General features: G+C 53.8%; 10 protein-coding genes, 2 tRNA genes and 3 rRNA genes. 10 read left to right on the forward strand and 5 right to left on the reverse strand.

Annotated features, from left to right (window positions below):
- Window positions 1-157: 157 nt before the first annotated feature.
- The 9 genes from zapE to ACXAE6_RS11055 all read left to right on the forward strand — a co-directional run bounded on the left by zapE (window position 158) and on the right by ACXAE6_RS11055 (window position 10,622).
- Window positions 158-1,261 carry a cell division protein ZapE gene (zapE, locus tag ACXAE6_RS11015; protein WP_475147584.1) on the forward strand — a complete coding sequence of 368 codons (1,104 nt, stop codon included), beginning with the start codon at window positions 158-160 and terminating at the stop codon, window positions 1,259-1,261.
- Complete coding sequence (locus tag ACXAE6_RS11020) at window positions 1,261-2,127, forward strand: glycosyltransferase family 2 protein (RefSeq protein ID WP_475147587.1); 867 nt, start codon at window positions 1,261-1,263, stop codon at window positions 2,125-2,127. Before zapE ends, ACXAE6_RS11020 begins: the two co-directional genes overlap by 1 nt.
- Window positions 2,127-3,197: a glycosyltransferase family 4 protein gene (locus ACXAE6_RS11025; protein ID WP_475147589.1), complete on the forward strand. Its 1,071-nt coding sequence runs from the start codon at window positions 2,127-2,129 to the stop codon at window positions 3,195-3,197. The genes ACXAE6_RS11020 and ACXAE6_RS11025 overlap by 1 nt, the downstream gene beginning before the upstream one ends.
- 388 nt (window positions 3,198-3,585) lie before the next feature.
- Window positions 3,586-5,114 (forward strand): 16S ribosomal RNA (locus tag ACXAE6_RS11030).
- A gap of 243 nt (window positions 5,115-5,357) precedes the next feature.
- Window positions 5,358-5,434, forward strand: a tRNA-Ile gene (locus ACXAE6_RS11035).
- A gap of 228 nt (window positions 5,435-5,662) precedes the next feature.
- Window positions 5,663-5,738: transfer RNA gene (locus ACXAE6_RS11040), tRNA-Ala, on the forward strand.
- Window positions 5,739-6,084: 346 nt separating this feature from the next.
- A 23S ribosomal RNA gene (locus tag ACXAE6_RS11045) occupies window positions 6,085-8,972 on the forward strand.
- 193 nt (window positions 8,973-9,165) lie between these two features.
- Window positions 9,166-9,281 (forward strand): 5S ribosomal RNA (gene rrf / locus ACXAE6_RS11050).
- Together the 16S, 23S and 5S rRNA genes with 2 tRNA genes alongside form the textbook arrangement of a ribosomal RNA operon.
- Before the next feature lie 522 nt (window positions 9,282-9,803).
- Window positions 9,804-10,622, forward strand: coding sequence for a GNAT family N-acetyltransferase (locus ACXAE6_RS11055; RefSeq protein WP_475147591.1), 819 nt, complete (start codon window positions 9,804-9,806; stop codon window positions 10,620-10,622).
- A 19-nt stretch (window positions 10,623-10,641) separates the two neighbouring features.
- Here the strand turns inward: ACXAE6_RS11055 and ACXAE6_RS11060 are convergent, their stop codons facing one another.
- From ACXAE6_RS11060 to ACXAE6_RS11080, 5 genes are all read right to left on the reverse strand, one after another.
- Complete coding sequence (locus tag ACXAE6_RS11060; protein WP_475147594.1) at window positions 10,642-13,731, reverse strand: beta-galactosidase; 3,090 nt, start codon at window positions 13,729-13,731, stop codon at window positions 10,642-10,644.
- 68 nt (window positions 13,732-13,799) lie between these two features.
- Window positions 13,800-15,017 (reverse strand): ABC transporter substrate-binding protein, encoded by a 1,218-nt coding sequence (locus ACXAE6_RS11065; protein WP_475147597.1) that lies wholly within the window; start codon window positions 15,015-15,017, stop codon window positions 13,800-13,802.
- Window positions 15,018-15,125: 108 nt separating this feature from the next.
- A complete protein-coding gene (locus ACXAE6_RS11070) occupies window positions 15,126-17,237 on the reverse strand; it encodes an alpha-galactosidase (protein WP_475147600.1) in 2,112 nt (703 codons plus the stop codon).
- A 3-nt stretch (window positions 17,238-17,240) separates the two neighbouring features.
- Window positions 17,241-18,092 carry a carbohydrate ABC transporter permease gene (locus ACXAE6_RS11075; RefSeq protein ID WP_475147602.1) on the reverse strand — a complete coding sequence of 284 codons (852 nt, stop codon included), beginning with the start codon at window positions 18,090-18,092 and terminating at the stop codon, window positions 17,241-17,243.
- Between the two features lies 1 nt (window position 18,093).
- A complete protein-coding gene (locus ACXAE6_RS11080) occupies window positions 18,094-18,975 on the reverse strand; it encodes a carbohydrate ABC transporter permease (RefSeq protein ID WP_475147604.1) in 882 nt (293 codons plus the stop codon).
- A gap of 323 nt (window positions 18,976-19,298) precedes the next feature.
- Between ACXAE6_RS11080 and glpK the strand changes: the two genes are divergently transcribed.
- The gene (gene glpK / locus ACXAE6_RS11085) at window positions 19,299-20,795 is read left to right on the forward strand and encodes a glycerol kinase GlpK (protein ID WP_475147607.1); all 1,497 of its coding nucleotides are present in this window, start codon (window positions 19,299-19,301) and stop codon (window positions 20,793-20,795) included.
- Window positions 20,796-20,850 lie beyond the last annotated feature (55 nt).

Consider the following 20,850-nt stretch of genomic DNA (forward strand, 5'->3'; position numbering starts at 1 on the left):
CAAATTAGTAGGCGTTTGACCATCTTGGTCCTTAGTTCGCCATTATTCTAACGTTTGTCGAGACGATTGGCAGCGATCAACTCGACAGGTTCGATCATTGATTGTCCGGGCCTTTCCCGTAAAATTCCCCGCCTTGTCCTCATCTGTGGAGTCGTCGATGACCACCCCCTGGGCCCGTTATCAGGCCGACTTGGAACAACCCGGCTTTTCTCATGATCCGGCTCAGGAAGATGCCGTCAAGGCATTGCAGTCGTTATACGACCAATTGCTGGCGCAACAGGAGTCGCAAAAAAAACTGACGGGCCGCCTCGGCCGGCTGTTTGGTCGCTCCTCAGACCCGGTGCCTGGCCTCTATTTCTGGGGCGGTGTGGGGCGCGGTAAAACCTATTTGATGGATACCTTCTTTCAAACTTTACCGTTTGAAGATAAAGGCCGTATGCACTTTCACCACTTTATGCGCCGCGTACACCGTGGTTTGAAAGAACATAAAGGTCAGGCCAACCCGCTGGAGTTGGTGGCTGAAGAGATCGCGCGTGAATCCCGGGTGTTGTGTTTCGACGAATTCTTTGTCACTGATATCGGCGATGCCATGATCCTGGCCAATCTGTTGAAGGCTTTGTTCGGGCGAGGCGTCACCTTGGTGGCCACATCCAACATTCCGCCGGACAACCTTTATAAAGATGGACTGCAGCGCGCACTCTTTATACCGGCCATCGAATTGCTCAAGCGTCATACCCGCGTACTCAATGTGGACGGTGGCATCGACTACCGACTGCGCACTTTGACCCAAGCGCCCATCTTTTATTCACCCGCTGATGAACAGTCTGAACAGGCTTTGAATTCGGCCTTTGAGCGATTGATTCCGGAAAAGGATGCGGTTGAAGAAAATTACGATCTGGACGTCTTGGGCAGAACCATCAAGGCAAGACGATACTGTGATGATGTTGTCTGGTTCAATTTCGGCAGCCTGTGCGATGGCCCGCGCAGTCAGAATGACTACATTGAATTAGCGCGCAGCTTTCATGCGGTACTGATCAGTGGCGTACCGGTATTCGATGGTCGCAACGATGACAGCGCCCGACGGTTCATTAACTTGGTCGACGAATTTTATGACCGCCAGGTAAAGCTGTTGTTGTCGACCGAAGTGCCCATTGAACAACTCTATAATGACGGCCGCCTGAGCTTTGAATTCCAGCGTACGATCAGCCGTCTGCAGGAAATGCAATCGGAAGAGTTTCTGGCCAAGGAGCACCGTGGCTGATGTCGCAGCATTCTAAGAGCACTACGCAAAAACCGGTTTTCAGTATGGGTGTGGTGATCACTACCTATAATTCGCCATTGTGGTTGAAAAAAGTCCTCGCTGGCTATGAGTGCCAGAGCGATGGAGACTTTGAGACTATTATTGCTGATGATGGTTCAGATGATGATACCCGCGCTTTGATTGAGCAATTTCGAAACAGGGGCAGGCTCAATATTCGTCATGTCTGGCATGAAGACAACGGCTTTAGAAAGACCGAAATTCTGAATAAAGCGATCAAGGAAACGAGCGTTGATTATCTGATCTTCACCGATGGCGATTGTATTCCTCGTGCCGACTTCATTGCCGTCCATAGACAGCACGCCAAGCCAGGTACTTTTCTATCTGGTGGCTATTTAAAACTGACCATGCCGGTGTCACAGCAAATCAGCATTGAAGACATCAACCAGCAACGCCCCTTTGATCGTTCATGGTTGATCAGTCAGGGGCAACCTAAAAACCATAAACTATGGAAACTGGTGAAATCCGCAATGCTGGCGCGTTGGTTGAACCGGTTAACCCCGGCCAAGGCCAGTTGGAACGGCATGAACAGTTCAACCTGGCGCGACGCCCTGCTGCGGGTCAATGGTTTTGACGAGCGCATGCAATATGGTGGTTTGGATCGGGAGCTGGGGGAGCGTTTGTGGAATCTCGGCTTCCAGTCTCAGCGTGTTCGCTACCAAGCGATCTGCCTGCACCTTGATCACAAGCGTGGCTATTCTAGGCCGGAAATTTGGGCACGTAACAATGCGATTCGGGCGGATGTCCGACAAAGCGGACGTTCCTGGACCCCTTACGGCATTGTGCCGGAAGAAGGTCGAGTCGACTGATGGCTATGCAACCGGATCCGCAATTCGAAATTATCCTGGGCAATTCCAATAAACGTTTTTCCGGCGTTACCAGCACCATGTTGCAAGTATTGCAGGTGCAAAAAAAATATCGTTCTTTGGTAGTGCTTGGGGATCATCACTTGCCCGATGATGTTCCGTCTTTGGGTTTTTGGCGTCTTTTAAGACTGGCCCGAAAACCTCTGGCCAATGGCCGTATAAGAGTTTTTCATGCGCGCCGTAACGACGAGATGATCCAGGCGCTTTTATTGAAATTGTTAGGCGCCCGTATTCGTATCGTCTTCACCTCGACGGCCCAGCGTCGCAAAACCTGGTTGACGCGTTTTTTAATGAATCGTATGGATGGGCTCTTATCGACCTGCACGGCCGCTGCTAAATATATGCCGACACCTCCGGATCAACTGGTACCACATGGTATTAACGTTGAGCACTATGCACCGGCGGAAGACCGACAAACCTTATGGCAGTCCATGTCTTTGCCCGGTCAGTTTGGCATTGGAATTTTTGGCCGGGTGCGCGAACAAAAAGGTGTCGACCTTTTGGTTCAAGCGGCGTTGAAGGTGTTGCCAAGGCATCCACAGTTCAGTGTCGTTATCGTCGGTGGTTATGGTTCGGACCAGCAAGCCTTTGTTGATCAGCAAAAAAGCCTGATCGAATCCGCAGGTTTATCCGAGCGAATTATTTTTACCGGTGAGCTTCCCTTCGCCAAAGTGCCTGATTATTTTCGTGCCATGTCGATTGTTACCGCGCTGAGTCGTAATGAAGGGTTCGGGCTGACAGTGCTGGAAGCCATGAGCACCGAAGCGGCGGTGGTTGCCAGCGAGGCCGGCGCCTGGCCTGATATCATTGATGATGGCCACAATGGATTTTTGGTCCCGGCTGGCGAGTGGCAACAGGTTGCCAAGCGGTTGGAATTGCTCATGTCAGATGCACAGTTACGAGCTGAACTGGCTGCTGCTGGTCGTCAAACCGTACTCTCAGATTACACCGTCGAGCGCGAAGCCAAAGCACTGCTCGACTATTATTCCCAATTGGCTGTCGCTGACCATTGACAGCTCAATGTTCATCTCTATAATGCGCCTCCGCTGTCACCGACAGCCATCCTGAAGCGCTGTTCGAGTCGATGAAGAGCGCGACGCTAACAAGCTGATTCCTAAACGAATTTTGCAAATTAGAGTTGACAGGATGCGGCGCAGGCGTAGAATACGCGCCTCGCTTAAACGAGCGCCAACAGCGCGGCTCGTCGATCTTTAACAGTGTTGGAATCAAGTAATTCGTGTGGGCGCTTGTGGGTCGACCAATATGTCCTTAGGGACAAAACTCGATCGACAAGTGACCTGTCAGAAAATTCTGAGAGGCGTTGGAATTCTTTAGGGGATTCCAGCTTGCGAACGAGTCATGAGTAAAGGCGAAGTGTCTTTGGATGCTTTGCCAGACTTTAAACTGAAGAGTTTGATCATGGCTCAGATTGAACGCTGGCGGCAGGCCTAACACATGCAAGTCGAGCGGTAACAGGACTAGCTTGCTAGTTGCTGACGAGCGGCGGACGGGTGAGTAACGCGTAGGAATCTGCCCGGTAGTTGGGGATAGCCCGGAGAAATCCGGATTAATACCGAATAATCTCTACGGAGGAAAGGGGGCTTCGGCTCTCGCTACTGGATGAGCCTGCGTGAGATTAGCTAGTTGGTGGGGTAAAGGCTCACCAAGGCGACGATCTCTAGCTGGTCTGAGAGGATGATCAGCCACACTGGGACTGAGACACGGCCCAGACTCCTACGGGAGGCAGCAGTGGGGAATATTGGACAATGGGGGCAACCCTGATCCAGCCATGCCGCGTGTGTGAAGAAGGCTTTCGGGTTGTAAAGCACTTTCAGACAGGAGGAAGGGGTTTCGGTTAATACCCGAGATCATTGACGTTACTGTCAGAAGAAGCACCGGCTAACTCCGTGCCAGCAGCCGCGGTAATACGGAGGGTGCGAGCGTTAATCGGAATTACTGGGCGTAAAGCGCGCGTAGGCGGCAAGTTAAGTTGGATGTGAAAGCCCCGGGCTCAACCTGGGAATGGCATTCAAAACTGGCTCGCTTGAGTACGGCAGAGGAGTGTGGAATTTCCGGTGTAGCGGTGAAATGCGTAGAGATCGGAAGGAACACCAGTGGCGAAGGCGACACTCTGGGCTGATACTGACGCTGAGGTGCGAAAGCGTGGGGAGCAAACAGGATTAGATACCCTGGTAGTCCACGCCGTAAACGATGTCGACTAGCCGTTGGGACCTTTAAGGACTTGGTGGCGAAGTTAACGCGATAAGTCGACCGCCTGGGGAGTACGGCCGCAAGGTTAAAACTCAAATGAATTGACGGGGGCCCGCACAAGCGGTGGAGCATGTGGTTTAATTCGAAGCAACGCGAAGAACCTTACCTACTCTTGAAATCCTGCGAACTTGGTAGAGATACCTTGGTGCCTTCGGGAACGCAGTGACAGGTGCTGCATGGCTGTCGTCAGCTCGTGTTGTGAAATGTTGGGTTAAGTCCCGTAACGAGCGCAACCCTTATCCTTATTTGCCAGCGATTCGGTCGGGGACTATAAGGAGACTGCCGGTGACAAACCGGAGGAAGGCGGGGACGACGTCAAGTCATCATGGCCCTTACGAGTAGGGCTACACACGTGCTACAATGGCCGGTACAGACGGTTGCGAAGCCGCGAGGTGGAGCTAATCTGAAAAAGCCGGTCGTAGTCCGGATTGGAGTCTGCAACTCGACTCCATGAAGTCGGAATCGCTAGTAATCGTGAATCAGAATGTCACGGTGAATACGTTCCCGGGCCTTGTACACACCGCCCGTCACACCATGGGAGTTGATTGCACCAGAAGTGGGTAGCTTAACATTGGGCGCTCACCACGGTGTGGTTGATGACTGGGGTGAAGTCGTAACAAGGTAACCCTAGGGGAACCTGGGGTTGGATCACCTCCTTAAACCTAGACTCGCAAGTGTCCACAACGAATTACTTGATTCCTTGAAGATGTGAATGGATTAGCGACAGGGCTCGCTGATTTTTTGCGTGTTTGTACGTTGGAAAATCGGCCTGCAGCCACTGACGATTTTCAGGACTGTAGTTCAGTTGGTTAGAGCGCACCCCGGCCGCGAATGCGGATAAAGAGTAGGGTGAGGTCGGCAGTTCAAATCTGCCTTACCAACTTAGCTCGCTGATGATTTCCAGGACTGTAGCTCAGTTGGTTAGAGCGCACCCCTGATAAGGGTGAGGTCGGCAGTTCAAATCTGCCCAGTCCTACCAAATTTCCGCAATCCTGCGTTGGAAGCCCGCTCACGTATTGTTAATACGCTTCGCGAACTTCCGCCTTGTCTTGCGAAAATTAAAGCGTTTTAAGCGTTGAAGTTAAACGCCGAGATTTTTTCGGCTGACGAGGCGCGCAATGAGTGAGTGAAGGAGCATGCTGAAGCATGTGACTGAACGAGCGAAGCGGCGCAACGAAGTTCAGGCGGAAAAAGGTCAAGTTTAAATGGGGCTATAGCTCAGCTGGGAGAGCGCCTGCTTTGCACGCAGGAGGTCTGCGGTTCGATCCCGCATAGCTCCACCAAATCCGCCAGCGCTTCGTTGGAGCACTCGTCGCATAGATGGCTATGCTTCCTCGTACTCCGCCTCGCTCTGACGAATTTGGTCATCGAGAACGTTCTGCAAGAGTTAGAAAAACAATCCATTCATTCGTCCGCAACGCCAAGTGGTTTTGTTGTTTATCACAGCAAGAACATTTCGCCTTGCGCAGACTCGCAAGCATCTTCTGTTCTTTAACAATCTGATTGAAGTTTTCTCAAAGAAAGAAGTCTGATTAAAACCAAGCGTAGCAATATCTTTGTCGTTCAAGACGTCGCTCATAAGCTTGAAGCGTGAAGCCACTTCGGTGGGGACACTCCTTCGGGTTATATGGTCAAGCGATTAAGCGTACAGGGTGGATGCCTTGGCAACTGGAGGCGATGAAAGACGTGGTAGCCTGCGAAAAGCTTCGGGGAGGTGGCAAACGACCTGTGATCCGGAGATGTCTGAATGGGGAAACCCACCTGCTTTTAGCGGGTATCTTGTTCTGAATACATAGGAGCAAGAGGCGAACCGGGGGAACTGAAACATCTAAGTACCCCGAGGAAAAGAAATCAACCGAGATTCCCTCAGTAGCGGCGAGCGAACGGGGACCAGCCCTTAAGCACCGGGCCAGTTAGTGGAAGGTTCTGGAAAGGACCGCCATAGTGGGTGATAGCCCCGTACACGAAAGCTCAACGGTGTGAAATCGAGTAGGTCGGGACACGTGGTATCCTGACTGAAGACGGGGGGACCATCCTCCAAGGCTAAATACTCCCAGTTGACCGATAGTGAACCAGTACCGTGAGGGAAAGGCGAAAAGAACCCCGGAGAGGGGAGTGAAATAGACCCTGAAACCCTGTACGTACAAGCAGTCAGAGCCCCTTCGGGGGTGATGGCGTACCTTTTGTATAATGGGTCAGCGACTTACATTACGTGGCGAGGTTAACCGTATAGGGGAGCCGTAGCGAGAGCGAGTCTTAACTGGGCGTCCAGTCGCGTGATGTAGACCCGAAACCCGGCGATCTATCCATGGGCAGGTTGAAGGTTGAGTAACATCAACTGGAGGACCGAACCCACTAATGTTGAAAAATTAGGGGATGACCTGTGGATCGGAGTGAAAGGCTAATCAAGCCGGGAGATAGCTGGTTCTCCTCGAAAGCTATTTAGGTAGCGCCTCGGACTTATACCTACGGGGGTAGAGCACTGTTTGGGCTCGGGGGTCATCCCGACTTACCAACCCCATGCAAACTCCGAATACCGTAGAGTACTATCCGGGAGACACACGGCGGGTGCTAACGTCCGTCGTGGAAAGGGAAACAACCCAGACCGTCAGCTAAGGTCCCAAAATCCATGTTAAGTGGGAAACGATGTGGGAAGGCTTAGACAGCTAGGAGGTTGGCTTAGAAGCAGCCACCCTTTAAAGAAAGCGTAATAGCTCACTAGTCGAGTCGGCCTGCGCGGAAGATATAACGGGGCTCAAACATGGTACCGAAGCTACGGACTTGTGCTTGCACAAGTGGTAGAGGAGCGTTCTGTAAGCCGTTGAAGGTGTGTTGAGAAGCATGCTGGAGGTATCAGAAGTGCGAATGCTGACATGAGTAACGACAATGGGAGTGAAAAACTCCCACGCCGAAAGACCAAGGGTTCCTGTTCAACGTTAATCGGAGCAGGGTGAGTCGGCCCCTAAGGCGAGGCTGAAAAGCGTAGTCGATGGGAAACGGGTTAATATTCCCGTACTTGGGTGTACTGCGATGGGGGGACGGAGAAGGCTAGGTGATCCAGGCGTTGGTTGTCCTGGTTCAAGTGAGTAGGGAGTGGGATTAGGCAAATCCGGTTCCACAATCCTGAGACACGATGACGGTCGTTCTACGGAACGCGAAGTCACTGATGCCCAGCTTCCAGGAAAAGCCTCTAAGCTTCAGGTACACCGGAACCGTACCCAAAACCGACACAGGTGGTCAGGTAGAGAATACCAAGGCGCTTGAGAGAACTCGGGTGAAGGAACTAGGCAAAATGGTGCCGTAACTTCGGGAGAAGGCACGCTGGTGTTAGGTGAAGGTCTTTACGACTGGAGCTGAGGCCAGCCGAAGATACCAGGCCCCTGCGACTGTTTATTAAAAACACAGCACTGTGCAAACACGAAAGTGGACGTATACGGTGTGACGCCTGCCCGGTGCCGGAAGGTTAATTGATGGGGTTAGCTTAGGCGAAGCTCTTGATCGAAGCCCCGGTAAACGGCGGCCGTAACTATAACGGTCCTAAGGTAGCGAAATTCCTTGTCGGGTAAGTTCCGACCTGCACGAATGGCGTAACGATGGGGGCGCTGTCTCCACCCGAGACTCAGTGAAATTGAAATCGCTGTTAAGATGCAGTGTATCCGCGGCTAGACGGAAAGACCCCGTGAACCTTTACTACAGCTTCACACTGGACTTTGAACTTGTTTGTGTAGGATAGCTGGGAGGCTTAGAAGCGTGGACGCCAGTCCATGTGGAGCCGACCTTGAAATACCAGCCTGGCAAGTTTGAGGTTCTAACTCAGCCCTGTGATCCAGGGCGAGGACCGTGTGTGGTGGGTAGTTTGACTGGGGCGGTCTCCTCCCAAAGAGTAACGGAGGAGCACGAAGGTACCCTAAGCATGGTCGGAAATCATGCGGTTAGTGTAATGGCACAAGGGTGCTTGACTGCGAGACGGACAGGTCGAGCAGGTGCGAAAGCAGGTCATAGTGATCCGGTGGTTCTGTATGGAAGGGCCATCGCTCAACGGATAAAAGGTACTCCGGGGATAACAGGCTGATACCGCCCAAGAGTTCACATCGACGGCGGTGTTTGGCACCTCGATGTCGGCTCATCACATCCTGGGGCTGAAGCCGGTCCCAAGGGTATGGCTGTTCGCCATTTAAAGTGGTACGCGAGCTGGGTTTAGAACGTCGTGAGACAGTTCGGTCCCTATCTGCCGTGGACGTTGGAAAACTGAGAAGAGCTGCTCCTAGTACGAGAGGACCGGAGTGGACGAACCCCTGGTGTACGGGTTGTGATGCCAATCGCATTGCCCGGTAGCTACGTTCGGACGGGATAACCGCTGAAAGCATCTAAGCGGGAAGCCCCCTTCAAGATGAGTTTTCCCTGAGACTTCGAGTCTCCTAAAGGGCCCAGGAAGACGACCTGGTTGATAGGCTGGATGTGTAAGCGCTGTGAGGCGTTGAGCTGACCAGTACTAATGGCCCGTGCGGCTTGGCCATATAACGCCCAAGGGGTGTTGGCGGCTTGGACGCAACAAAGATAGAGCTATAGAACACTTGGACGATCAGACAGAAAGATAGAAAGACGAGAAAACACCGTCAATCAGAGCGAATTGGGTGCGTTGTTGACAGGAGCCGAGTAAAGAAGGGCTTCGTTGCAGACAGCAAAGAACAACAGCCACCAACCAGTTTGCTTGACGACCATAGAGCTGTGGAACCACCTGACTCCTTGCCGAACTCAGTCGTGAAACGCAGCCTCGCCGATGGTAGTGTGGGGCTTCCCCATGTGAGAGTAGGTCATCGTCAAGCTTTTATTGCGAACCCCAGGTCGGAAACGGCCTGGGGTTTTTTATTGTCCGAGAAACAAGCACCACGATGATCCGGCCGGCGCTCCGGGGCTCTACGAGTACCGGGACGCCGGCCGGGTCCTCGTCAAGCTTTTAATACCGCCCCAGAGCAGAGATGGTTCGGGGTTTTTTATTTTGAAAACCAGATGACGCACTCTCACTACTCTCTGGGGCCCATGTGGTCGTGTGCGACCCCAGCCGGCCCTGCACCGGAGGTGCCAGCTGGGGGCGCGTCGCGCGTCGCGCAGCGATGCCGAGCATGCTCGGCACCCCGAGTAGGTCAGGGCCTAACCACAGGGTTGTATTGAGCTATTCATTCTTATACCGCTAAGCCGAACCCCGGGCTAGAGATGGTCTGGGCGGTTCGTCTGGTCCGACATATTGGGGTCGATTTTTATAGTCTGAAATCCGTTAGCAAAATTCTTTGAAGGTTTTAACTACTCTCCCCTTGAGCAAACCGTGACCTCATGCAATAAAACTCTTTATGAATAAACCTGAAGCCCTAAGTCTCGGCGTTCTAAGTGAGTACGTCGTCAGCCATCACGAAGTCGAAAAACTTGATACTGAGCTTGCCGCGGTTTTTCGTACTCCGCTTAGCCCGGATTATTATTTCGGTAATTTTCTTGCCTTGAAGGTGCCCTTGGCGACTCAGTCGTTAAGCCAGTGGGAGTTGTTGTTTGATCATGCTTTTGCTGATTTGGATGGGATTTGTCACCGCACCTTTATCTGGCGCCCGCAGGAGCATGATGCGAGTACTATCGAGAGCTTTTGCAATGCTGGTTATGACTATGAGGAAGCCGACATCCGGGTGCTTAACAAAGCCCAGCTCGACGCTTTGCCGGCAGCGCTGAATCCTGCCGTTCAGTTACGGCCTTTTAATAGTGATGTTGACTGGCAGCAATGGTTGGATATCAGCGTGGCGTTACGCGAACCGGGTCATGAGGAGGTGGATTTCCGCCGCCATCGCCAGGACCGACAGGCTTCGTATCGGTGCTTGGTGGAACGGAACCTGGGCAATTTTTACGGTGCTTTTGTCGGCTCTGAACTGGTGGGTTATGCCGGCGTTTTTCATTGGCAGGGTCTGGCCCGTTATCAGGATGTCCGGGTGGTAGCTGCTTGGCAAAACCAGGGAATTGCGCGGCACCTTGTGCATCGTATGGCCAGCGATATGCAATCGATTGTTGAGCGACAGGTGATAGTGGCCGATGCTAACTACCACGCCACCAAGCTTTATCAGGCTCTGGGGTTTGAACTGGTTGAGCGCGAGGCCAGCTTGTGTTTATGGCCCCGCGCTCAAGGCTAGTTGACGATAATTTGCCGTTTTATACGTCTTCTCTGCTGATAAACCGCAACGCATAACGATAGGTTTTTTCAGTCAGCAAGTATTCTGGATGCACACTGGGGCTCCAGGAATCATCGCCACCCACGCCCATGTGGTAAGCATCCAATCGTACTTCCAGTCCTGTTTCGTCCTGCAACTCATAATCGTGTCGAGCCGAGGCCAATTGGCTTTGGCGATATGGGCTGACGGCAAAATGAAAGTCTCCCTCTACGCGCATCGAGCCGAGTTGCAGCCATCGGGTATCGCAACGTAGACCGTTTTCGCTGGGAAAAATATAGGGTGTGTGCATAGCAGAAAGCGGCTGTCGGTGTATGGCCACGTCGGCTGAAAATAAACGATCCGGGTAGTTTTCATGCGGGCCACGGCCGTACCAGTGAGCATCGCCTAGACGTGTCGCCAAGCGCATTATCACGCCAATGCGTGGTAGCGGCGGCAAGCCGGTCGCCAACTTCAGTTCGACATTGAGGTGCAGCTGGCCCTGGCTATCCAGGCGCCAAGCCCAAAGGCTGAGTGCGCGATCCTCAGCATCGACTTGCCATCGGCTGGTGACCAGGACAGTGATAGAACCCTGGTGTTCGAACCAGTCGATTTGGGCACATTGGCGTTGCAGTCGATCCAGCCCGGCTTGGCTCCAGCGAGCGGCCCAGGCATTGGGATCAATGCGGTCGGCTTCACTGACGCCAATATCGTTGTCGAGCGGCGCGCGCCAAAGGTTATCCTGCGGCGCTTCGGCGATGATGTTGTGGCCATTCATTAGCCATTGGCTAATCAGTCCGCTTTGCCGGTCGAAATGTACTTCTGTTCCTGCGGCGCTCAGCACCAGGCGTCCGTCTTCAACTGCCAGTTGAGCCGAAGTTGTTGGCGACGAAGCGGGCGTTGTTGGCAATGCCATACTCGCGGGCAATGCGAATTGGGCGCCGGCGCTTTCGTGGCCACTTTCGGACCACTGAGTTGCAGCAGGTTGATGCACTCGAAGTATCAGATGATAGTGCTTGCCAGGTTGTGGTTCCGGTAAAGAATTCAACAAAGTAATAAGCTGTTGAGATTGAGGTGAGAGATCTAAGGCGACTGTTCCCGACTCTTTTTCGACACCGTCTTCAAGCACCGACCAATGCAGATTTTCATTGTCGCTATGTCGGAACAAGTATTCGCTGGTTATCCGAATCTGCAGAGGTTTGGTTGCCACCAGTTCAAACTGAAAAAACTGCTGGCATCGTTTAGCTTCCAATAGGCTAGGGTGTGGTGTTCGATCCGGAAAGACCAAACCATTGATGCAGAACTGGCGGTCGTTGGGTTGATCGCCGAAGTCGCCGCCATAAGCCCAGTAAGTCGTACCATCAACGGTTGTGTGATTTAAACCCTGGTCGACCCAGTCCCAGATAAAGCCGCCCTGCAAACGTGGATACTGACGAAAAGCCTGCCAGTAGTCGGCAAAGTTACCCAGGCTGTTGCCCATGGCATGAGCGTATTCGCATAAAATTAGTGGTCGGTTCTCGTTCGGTAGTCCGATCCATTTTTTGATTGCCCATTTGGGTACAGAAATCGGAAGCGTCAAGTCGTTATCAAGACGAGCGTACATTGGGCAGATAATATCGGTCGCTGCGCTGTCAGCACCTCCGCCTTCATATTGCACTGGCCGGGTTGGGTCGGTTTGTTTGACCCATTGGTAAGCCGCGTGATGATTAGCACCCAAACCGGATTCGTTACCCAGCGACCAGATGATTACGCTCGGGTGATTGCGATCGCGCAGAACCAGACGCGTAACACGCTCCAAATAAGCGTTTAGCCAGGCCGACTCGTCCGATACCTGACTGGATGGATAAAGACCATGGGTTTCAATATTGGCTTCATCGACCACATAAAGACCATAGCGATCACAGAGCCGATAAAAGTCCGGATGGTTGGGGTAGTGGGCCGTGCGTACCGCATTGAAGTTGTATTGCTTCATGAGTCGGATATCTTCTTCCATATCCGCGTAGCTGACGGCGTGACCGTTCTCCGGATGGTGTTCGTGGCGATTTACGCCGCGGATTAATAAAGGCTGACCATTGATTCGTAATAAGCCATCGCGAATTTCGACTTGGCGAAATCCGATGTCGTAAGCCTCGATATCCAATGGCTGGTTCTGATCGTCAAGCAGGCTGATGACCAGGCGATACAAATTCGGTGTTTCGGCGGTCCATTTGTCTGGATCACTGACGGCAATGCAGTGCTGAACCCGATCACGAAAACCTCCGCGCTCATCGACTTCAATTTGCCCGGGGTTTTCAATTACCAGCTCGGTTACCGCTTGATCGTCGCGAAATAACTGCGCTCCAAGTCGGAATGACGAGTCAGATAGTCGGCTGGTTATTTTTATAGCGGCGTCGCGATAACTGGCATCTAGTTCGGTTTGAATGGAGACATCTTCAATTCTGTATGTTGGTTTGTGCAGCAAAGAAACATCGCGAAAGATGCCGCTCAACCACCACATATCCTGATCTTCTAAATAGCTGCCATCGGACCAGCGCAGCACCATAACGGCCAATCGATTACGGCCGGGAACCAGCACTGCACTTAGATCGAATTCCGCCGGCAGACGGCTGTCCTGGCTATAGCCAATCCACTGACCATTGCACCATAGATGAAAGGCCGAATTAACACCGTCGAAACGGATGCGTGTTTGGCTTTTTAAGTGATCCGCCTCAATATCGATATCGGTCAAGTAGCAACCGGTCGGATTGTCTTCAGGTACAAAAGGCGGCTTTGGTTCAAAAGGATATTGAACATTGGTGTAGATCGGCTGATCGTGGCCCTGGCATTGCCAGTTTGATGGTACCGGTATTGTTTCAAAGTCTGACAAATCTAAATCGCTTTCGAACAGTTCGGCGGGAACCTGTTCGGGCCGCGGGTAAAGACGGAATGCCCAATCACCATTTAAATTGCGGTTACGCCAGGATTTTTTTTCGGTCAGCGCTGATGTCTGGTCACTGAAACTGAATAAGGGGCTGTGCGCGGGTAATTTATGTAAACCGACTTGCGCCGGATTTTCCCAATCACGCCGGGCGAGAATTTCAGTGAAGCTGGGCATTGTTACCTCCTAAACAAAACAGGGCGGCGCAAGGCCGCCCAAACAGGTTTAGCGAAACTTATTTAACCTTAACGGAAGACGCGTTGACGAACACGTTCCAGATTATTGAGGATGTCATCCAGGCGATCCGGAACGATCATAAATTCCTGGAAGCCCTTCATGCCTTCAGAAGCCATCGCTGGATCAGTATCACGATCATAGAATTGAGCAGTACCGTCAGCTTCAGACAACATCTGCAAACCTTCCTGCAGGAAGTGGTTGTCACCGGCTTGCGCTTCAGAGTTGGTCGGCAGCTGATTCAGCCCCAGGTTCAGACGAGTCTGAACGTCTGGTTGCGCAACGTAAGCGAGAAAACGCTTGGCGTCTTCTTTGTTCTTAGCACGTGACGGAATGTGGATGGTGTCCGTTGGTGCGTCTTCAAACATGCCAACGTTTGGATTGATCTGTGGGAATTGGAAGAAGCCGTAGTTGGAGCCTTCCGGGAAGCTAGGAGTTAGGAAGTTGCCCATCAGATACATGCCAGCATCGCCGTTGAGCAGCGGCGCCTGAGCTTCCTGCCAGCTGTAAGAGGCGTGGTTTTCCAGGAAGTAACCGCCGTCGACCAGCTGGCGCCAGTTGGCAAAGGTATCGCGGACGCGATCATCGGTGTAAGGGACTTTGCCGTCCATCAAATCGATGTGGAAATCCAGGCCGTTGGTGCGCAGGTTGAGGTAGTCAAACCAGCCGGCAGCCGTCCACAGGAATTTGGTACCGATGGTGATCGGGGTGTAGCCATTTTGCTTGAGTGTTTCACAAACCTCGATAAATTCTTCCCAGGTCTGGGGTTCACTCAGGCCGAGTTCTTCAAACATATCGGCGTTGTAATAAATACCCCACTGATAATAAGTAGCGGGTACACCGTACTGTTCGCCTTCGACCGTCATGGAAGCGCGAGTAGAGCGGAAGGTATCGTTCATACCGTTGTCTTCCCAGACATCGGAAACCGGTTCGAACAAACCACGGTCGACGAAAAATTTCATGCGGTTACCGGCGAACCAGAAAACAACATCGGGTGGTGAGGTGACCAGCCAGTTACGAATGGCGCTCTTGTAGCCTTCGTGGTCGTATTCATTCAACTGAACATCGATATCCGGATTGGCGGCTTCGAATTCGTTGATGATATTGGTCCAGGTTTCACGCGGAGCGGGATCGGACTGGTTGGAGTTGATAACCAGAGTGCCTGCCTGAGCTTGGCTCAGCAACAAGGCGCTCAATGCGCTGGCGGTGACTAGGTGTTTCAGTTTCATGGCTTCGTCCTTCTTTTTTGTTGTGAGACGACAGGCGGGACCGCAGCCCCTATTTTCGTGGTGTTGTTGCTGAGCCTTACCGACCCGAACAACACCGGGCGAAACGAATTACCGATGCACGGGTTCAAGTGCCAGCACCAGTAAGGTATCCGGATCCAGAACCGGCAGCGGTAGGCCGATTTGCATCAAATCAGCACCACTGAATTCAATGTTTTCGACACTCATCCAGGCCGGTTTTTGCTTCATTAAATGACCGGTTTTTTCTGGCTCGAACAAAGGTTGTATCCGATAAGTCTGACCGGCCACCAGACGTTTCAGTTTCAGGTTGGCGCCGACCGCCAGCGTTGGCATGCGTTGCTGAAAAATGCTTACCAACTGGCGGTTATTGTGGCTGACGGCAAAGGCTAATTGCGCATCGTCGCCACTGTTTAAGGCGTGACGTAAACCTTGATGCAGCAGCGGCCGCCACTCTTTATGCAGTGCAATACCGCGCGCCATTCGAGCGAACGCAGTTTCATCCAGGGTACGGATATCCCATTCGATGCCCAGGTGTCCGAAAAAGGCGGTGCCGATACGCACATCGTCTTGGTGAACTCGACTGGTGGTATGGCTCTGCGGTGGCCCAATGTGGCTGCCAATCACTTCGGCCGGGAAAAATAATGCGGCCCACTGCTGCATGATCTGGCGTTCGTGAGCGTCGTTGCAGTCGCTTAACCAGAAGCGCTGGGTGTAACGCAGAATGCCGAAATCCATACGGGCGCCGCCGGAAGCGCAGGATTCGATTTCAACCTTGGGATGCTGTCCGCGCAAGCGCTTGAGCAAGGTATAAAGACCCTGCGTCTGACGATAACCGGCGGCGCGACCCTCGGCATCGGCGGCCTGAACGTGGTCGCGATTCATGTCCCATTTCAGGTAGCGAATGGGGTAGTCATTGAGCAGGGCGTTCAGGTGATCGAAGAGATAATCGCGCACCTCGGAACGAGTCAAATCGAGGACTCGCTGATTGCGGGCCAGCGGCTGATGTTGGCCGCTGATATCGAGCACCCATTCGGGATGTTGTTCGAATAGACGCGAGCGCGGGTTGATCATTTCCGGTTCGACCCAGAGACCGAATTCCAGGCCGTGACGTTTTAAAGTAGCGGCCAATGGGTGCAGCTTTTCCGGATAGACGTCGGGATCGACCACCCAATCACCGAGGCCAGCAGTGTCATCGCGCCGACCCAGGAACCAGCCATCATCGAGCACATAGCGTTCGGCACCCACACGAGCACCGGCTTTGGCCAGTTCATCGAGCCCTTGTTGGTTGTGATCGAAATACAGCGCTTCCCAGGTGTTGATGTGTACCGGGCGAGTCGCGTTGTCTGGCAAGGTTAGAATTTGTTCTCGCACGAAGCTTTGGAAACGTTCGGCGACGCCGTTGTAACCCGTCTCAGAACGGCAGGCATAGAGCGTCGGTGCTTCAAACTGTTCGCCGGCGTTCAGGCGAATTTCGCCGGGTAATAAATGCGCACCGGCCTGGTATTGGCTGTGACCCAATTGGCTGCGTTCCAGGCGCTGGCGATGGTTGCCACTCCAGCCCAGATGAAAACCATAGACGCAACCATCGTCGGGTTTGAAATCGCTGTCGCTGACCAGCAGGCCGGGGAAATGATCGTGCGAAGTACGGCCACGCAGATTGGTGTATTCCAGTGAGCCCAGCGGCAGTCGGTCGCGCTGGGGTTGGAATTCATGCACCCAGCGACCACTGAAACTCATCACCTCAGTCATGGTTACTGGCAGGGGTAAGGTTGTCAGCCATTGATCCAAAACCAGTGGCTCAGGCCCGAGGTTGGTCAGGCTGGCTGAAATACTCAGCACATCCGTTTCGGCATCCAGGTTCAGCAGCCAGTTCAACTGAACCTGACCGTTAACCGCTTGCAGTTGGAACGCGAGCTGCTGCTCGTCGGTCGTTTCGCACTGACTGTGCCACTGCGGCGCCCAGTGACGGCCGTCAACATGACAGCGCAGCGCCGGTTCCATAAAGGTGCCGTCGGCGAGTGTGGGCGCAATACTCAGCTCGCAGCGTTCATCCAGGCCGGCTTGAGGCAGAGCGCGGTGCCACAGTCGCTGATCGGGTGTTGCCGATAATCGCGCGCCCCAGTAGCGGATGATTGGCGCGCCGGTTTGTGGCTGCTCGATGACCAGGCTGGTGTTGCTGCTGTGCAGTGTATAAAGCGTCATGGTTCAGCCTTTGGTTGCGCCCAATGTCAGGCCGGCAATGAAGTGGCGCTGCATGGTGAAAAACAGAATCACCGGCGGCAGGGCCGCGACGATGGAGCCGGCGGAAATCAATTGCCAGGACGCCAGCCACTGACCGCGCAAGGCACTGATGCCAGCGGTGACCGGCCGTACTTCGTCGCTTTGCACCAGCACCAGAGCCCAGAAATAATCGTTCCACACAAAGGTGAAAATCAGCACCGCCAACGCGGCCAGCGCCGGCCGTACCAAGGGCAGCACGATCTTGCGGAAGATATGCCATTCACTGGCGCCATCGAGCCGGCAGGATTCGAATAATTCATCCGGCAGATCGACAATAAAGTTGCGCATAAAGAGTGTGCAGAAACCGGTCTGGAAGGCGGTGTGGAAAAAGATCAGCGCCCAGATGCTGTCGTATAGACCCAGGTCGATGGTCAGATCGCGCACCGGAATCATCAGAATCTGGAAGGGTACGAAGTTGCCACCGATAAAGGTTGCGAAGATGGCGAGCCGACCTCGGAACTTATATTTAGCCAGCGCAAAACCCGCCATGGTGGCCAAGGCAACAGAGGCAATCATCACCGGAACGGTAATCAACACACTGTTGAGCAGATAGCGGCCCATATTGGTGTTGCCAAAAACGGCGCTGTAGTTTTCCACCAGCATCCAGTCTTTCGGCCAGCCCCAGTAGTTACCGGCATTGATATCGCCGATAGAACGCACTGAGGTCATCATCACCGCGAACAACGGCAGCAGCCACAGCACGATGGACAGTGGCAGCGCCACCCGATAGCTGATTTGCGTCAGCGGCGAGGTTTGTTGGATCGGGGTCGGAAACATCTTAACCTCGCTCGGCCCGCAGCATGCGCCACAAGAAGAAGGAAATGTAGATCAGCATGATGGCAAACAGCACTGTGGCGATGGCCGCGCCGTAACCCATGCGGTAATTGAAAATGGCCTGCTCGTACATAAAGAACGCCAGCACCGACGAACTGCCATAGGGACCACCGCCGGTCATGGTGGCGACCAGGTCGAAGGAGCGCAGGGCGCCGATGACGGTGACGACAATGGCCAGAAAAGTGGCTGGACGCAGTTGTGGAATGATGACGTGACGCAGCATCTTCCAACCGTGTGCGCCGTCCATACGTGCCGCTTCAATCTGCTCGGGGTTGAGGTTATTGAGGCCGGTGAGATACAAAATCATGGTGTAGGCGATCTGTGGCCACAGGCCGGCGGCGATGATGCCGTAGGTCACCAGGGTTTCGTCCGCGAGGATCGGCAGCGGCCCCATACCGAACAGTCCCAAGGCCTTTTGCAGCAGACCGTAGCTGGGATCATAGAACCAGGCGAAGACCACGCCGACGATGACCTGAGAAATCACAAAGGGAAAGAAGAACAGCGATTTGACGGCGCGGATACCCAGCACCTGCTGGTTCAGAAACAGCGCCACGCCCAGACCCAGCGGCACCGCCAGCATATAGAACACCAGCCAGAGAATGTTGTTCTTCAGCGATGTCCAGAACAGCGGATCTTCGGTCAACTCTATGTAGTTGCCCAGGCCGATAAAGACTTTGTCACCAAAACCGTCCCAGTCGAAGAAACTGATCCAGATGCTCTGCAGGATCGGCGAAATCACATAGACCGCAAAGAACAGCATGGCCGGTAACAGGAACAGCCAGGGGATCAGGCGATGCCATCGATCAGTGCCGCTGATTTCGTGCACGTCGCGCTACCTCTTGTCGTGTTGTTTTTATAGTCAGGTGCTTGGGTAACACCTGGTGAGGCGAGTATGGTGAGCCTTGGAAACGTTTTCAAGAATTTTTTCAATTCTGCCGCTTTTGGCTTATACGAATATATAATATGGCTCTCTCAGCCCCTATCTTGGGGGTTCTAATGAATGAAATCGTTTTCAGAATGTACTCTGAAGCAGAGCGTTGGCGCTGTTGCTTGAGGTGTGAAGGGGTACACTGGCGCCAGCCGGATCGGCGTCGGTTCTGATAACCGCAGCGGATCAATCTGGGTAAAACAATAATCGAAGGAGTCATCATGTCCGACACCTTGCTCGCCATCGATCAGGGCACCACCAGCACTCGCGCCATTCTGTTCAATCGGGATGGGCAATCTTTGCACAGCGCACAACAGGAATTCCGGCAGATTTTTCCTCATAACGGTTGGGTCGAACACGATCCGGAAGACATCTGGCAATCGACGCTCAGCGTCTGTCGTGAGGTGCTCGACAAAGCCGGGCTGAAAGCCTCCGACATCCGCGCCATCGGCATTACCAATCAGCGTGAAACCACGGTGGTGTGGGACAAAAAAACCGGCGAGCCGGTGTACAACGCCATCGTCTGGCAGGACCGACGCACCGCCGATTTCTGCCACCAATTGCGCGACGATGGCCACGCCGCCTGGGTCGCGGAAAAAACCGGCCTGCTGCTCGATCCTTATTTCTCTGGCACCAAAGTCCGCTGGATTCTCGAGAACGTCGATGGCGCCCGCGAGCGCGCCGAGCGTGGCGAACTGGCCTTTGGCACCATCGACAGCTTTTTGTTGTGGCGTCTGACCGGCGGTCGTGAACACGCCACCGATGCCACCAACGCCTCGCGCACCCTGATGTTCAATATTCACACTCAGCGTTGGGACAGCGCCTTGCTCGATATGCTGGATGTGCCGGCGTCGATGATGCCGACGGTCAAAGATTGCGCCGATGAGTTTGGTGACACCGAGGCCGATTTACTGGGTGGCTCCATACCGGTACGCGGTATCGCCGGCGATCAGCACGCTGCCTTGTTCGGCCAGGCCTGTTTCAAACGGGGCATGGTGAAAAGCACCTACGGCACCGGCTGCTTTATGGTGATGAACACTGGTAAGAAGCCGCTGCAATCGCATAACAAATTGCTGACCACCGTCGGTTATCGTCTGGATGGCGAAGTCACCTACGCGCTGGAAGGCTCCATCTTTATGGCCGGTGCGACTATGCAGTGGCTGCGTGACGGCCTCAAGCTGATCGAAAAAGCCTCCGATTCAACCGCCTTTGCCGAGCAGGTCGGAGCGGACCAGGGCGTCTATCTGGTGCCGGCCTTTACCGGCCTGGGCGCGCCCTACTGGGACCCCGATGCACGCGGCGCCATTGTCGGTCTGACGCGTGATTCCGGCATCGCCGAAGTGGTTACCGCCGGCCTGCAGAGCGTGGCCTATCAGACCCGTGATCTGGTCGACGCCATGCGCGCCGACGGCGCTAAAGAGCTGGAAGCCCTGCGCGTGGATGGTGGCATGGCGGTCAACGACTGGACCATGCAATTTCTGGCCGACGTTCTCGGTACCCGGGTCGACCGCCCCACCGTGACTGAAACCACAGCGCTGGGCGCGGCCTTTCTGGCTGGCCTGGCCTCGGGGCTCTACACTTCCTTGGACGATATCTCCGGTTATTGGCAGTGCGAACAGCGTTTCGATGCGCGGATGTCCGCAGCCGACCGCGATCGCTTGTATGCGGGCTGGCAACAGGCGGTTAAGGGCGTACGGCAGGTCGGTGAGCACAACTAAGATGCTATAGAAAACCGGGTGAACGCCGTTAATAAACAGAGCGTCGGGTGGTATC

The organism is Saccharospirillum sp. ABV4_185, from assembly GCF_056159245.1.

Excerpts from the sequence above, each read along its gene's own strand:
- ACXAE6_RS11070 (WP_475147600.1), bottom strand. The coding sequence starts at position 17,237 with ATGACGCTTTATACACTGCACAGCAGCAACACCAGCCTGGTCATCGAG.
- ACXAE6_RS11025 (WP_475147589.1), top strand. The coding sequence starts at position 2,127 with ATGGCTATGCAACCGGATCCGCAATTCGAAATTATCCTGGGCAATTCC.
- ACXAE6_RS11075 (WP_475147602.1), bottom strand. The coding sequence starts at position 18,092 with ATGTTTCCGACCCCGATCCAACAAACCTCGCCGCTGACGCAAATCAGC.
- ACXAE6_RS11020 (WP_475147587.1), top strand. The coding sequence starts at position 1,261 with ATGTCGCAGCATTCTAAGAGCACTACGCAAAAACCGGTTTTCAGTATG.
- glpK (WP_475147607.1), top strand. The coding sequence starts at position 19,299 with ATGTCCGACACCTTGCTCGCCATCGATCAGGGCACCACCAGCACTCGC.
- ACXAE6_RS11055 (WP_475147591.1), top strand. The coding sequence starts at position 9,804 with ATGAATAAACCTGAAGCCCTAAGTCTCGGCGTTCTAAGTGAGTACGTC.
- ACXAE6_RS11060 (WP_475147594.1), bottom strand. The coding sequence starts at position 13,731 with ATGCCCAGCTTCACTGAAATTCTCGCCCGGCGTGATTGGGAAAATCCG.
- ACXAE6_RS11065 (WP_475147597.1), bottom strand. The coding sequence starts at position 15,017 with ATGAAACTGAAACACCTAGTCACCGCCAGCGCATTGAGCGCCTTGTTG.
- zapE (WP_475147584.1), top strand. The coding sequence starts at position 158 with ATGACCACCCCCTGGGCCCGTTATCAGGCCGACTTGGAACAACCCGGC.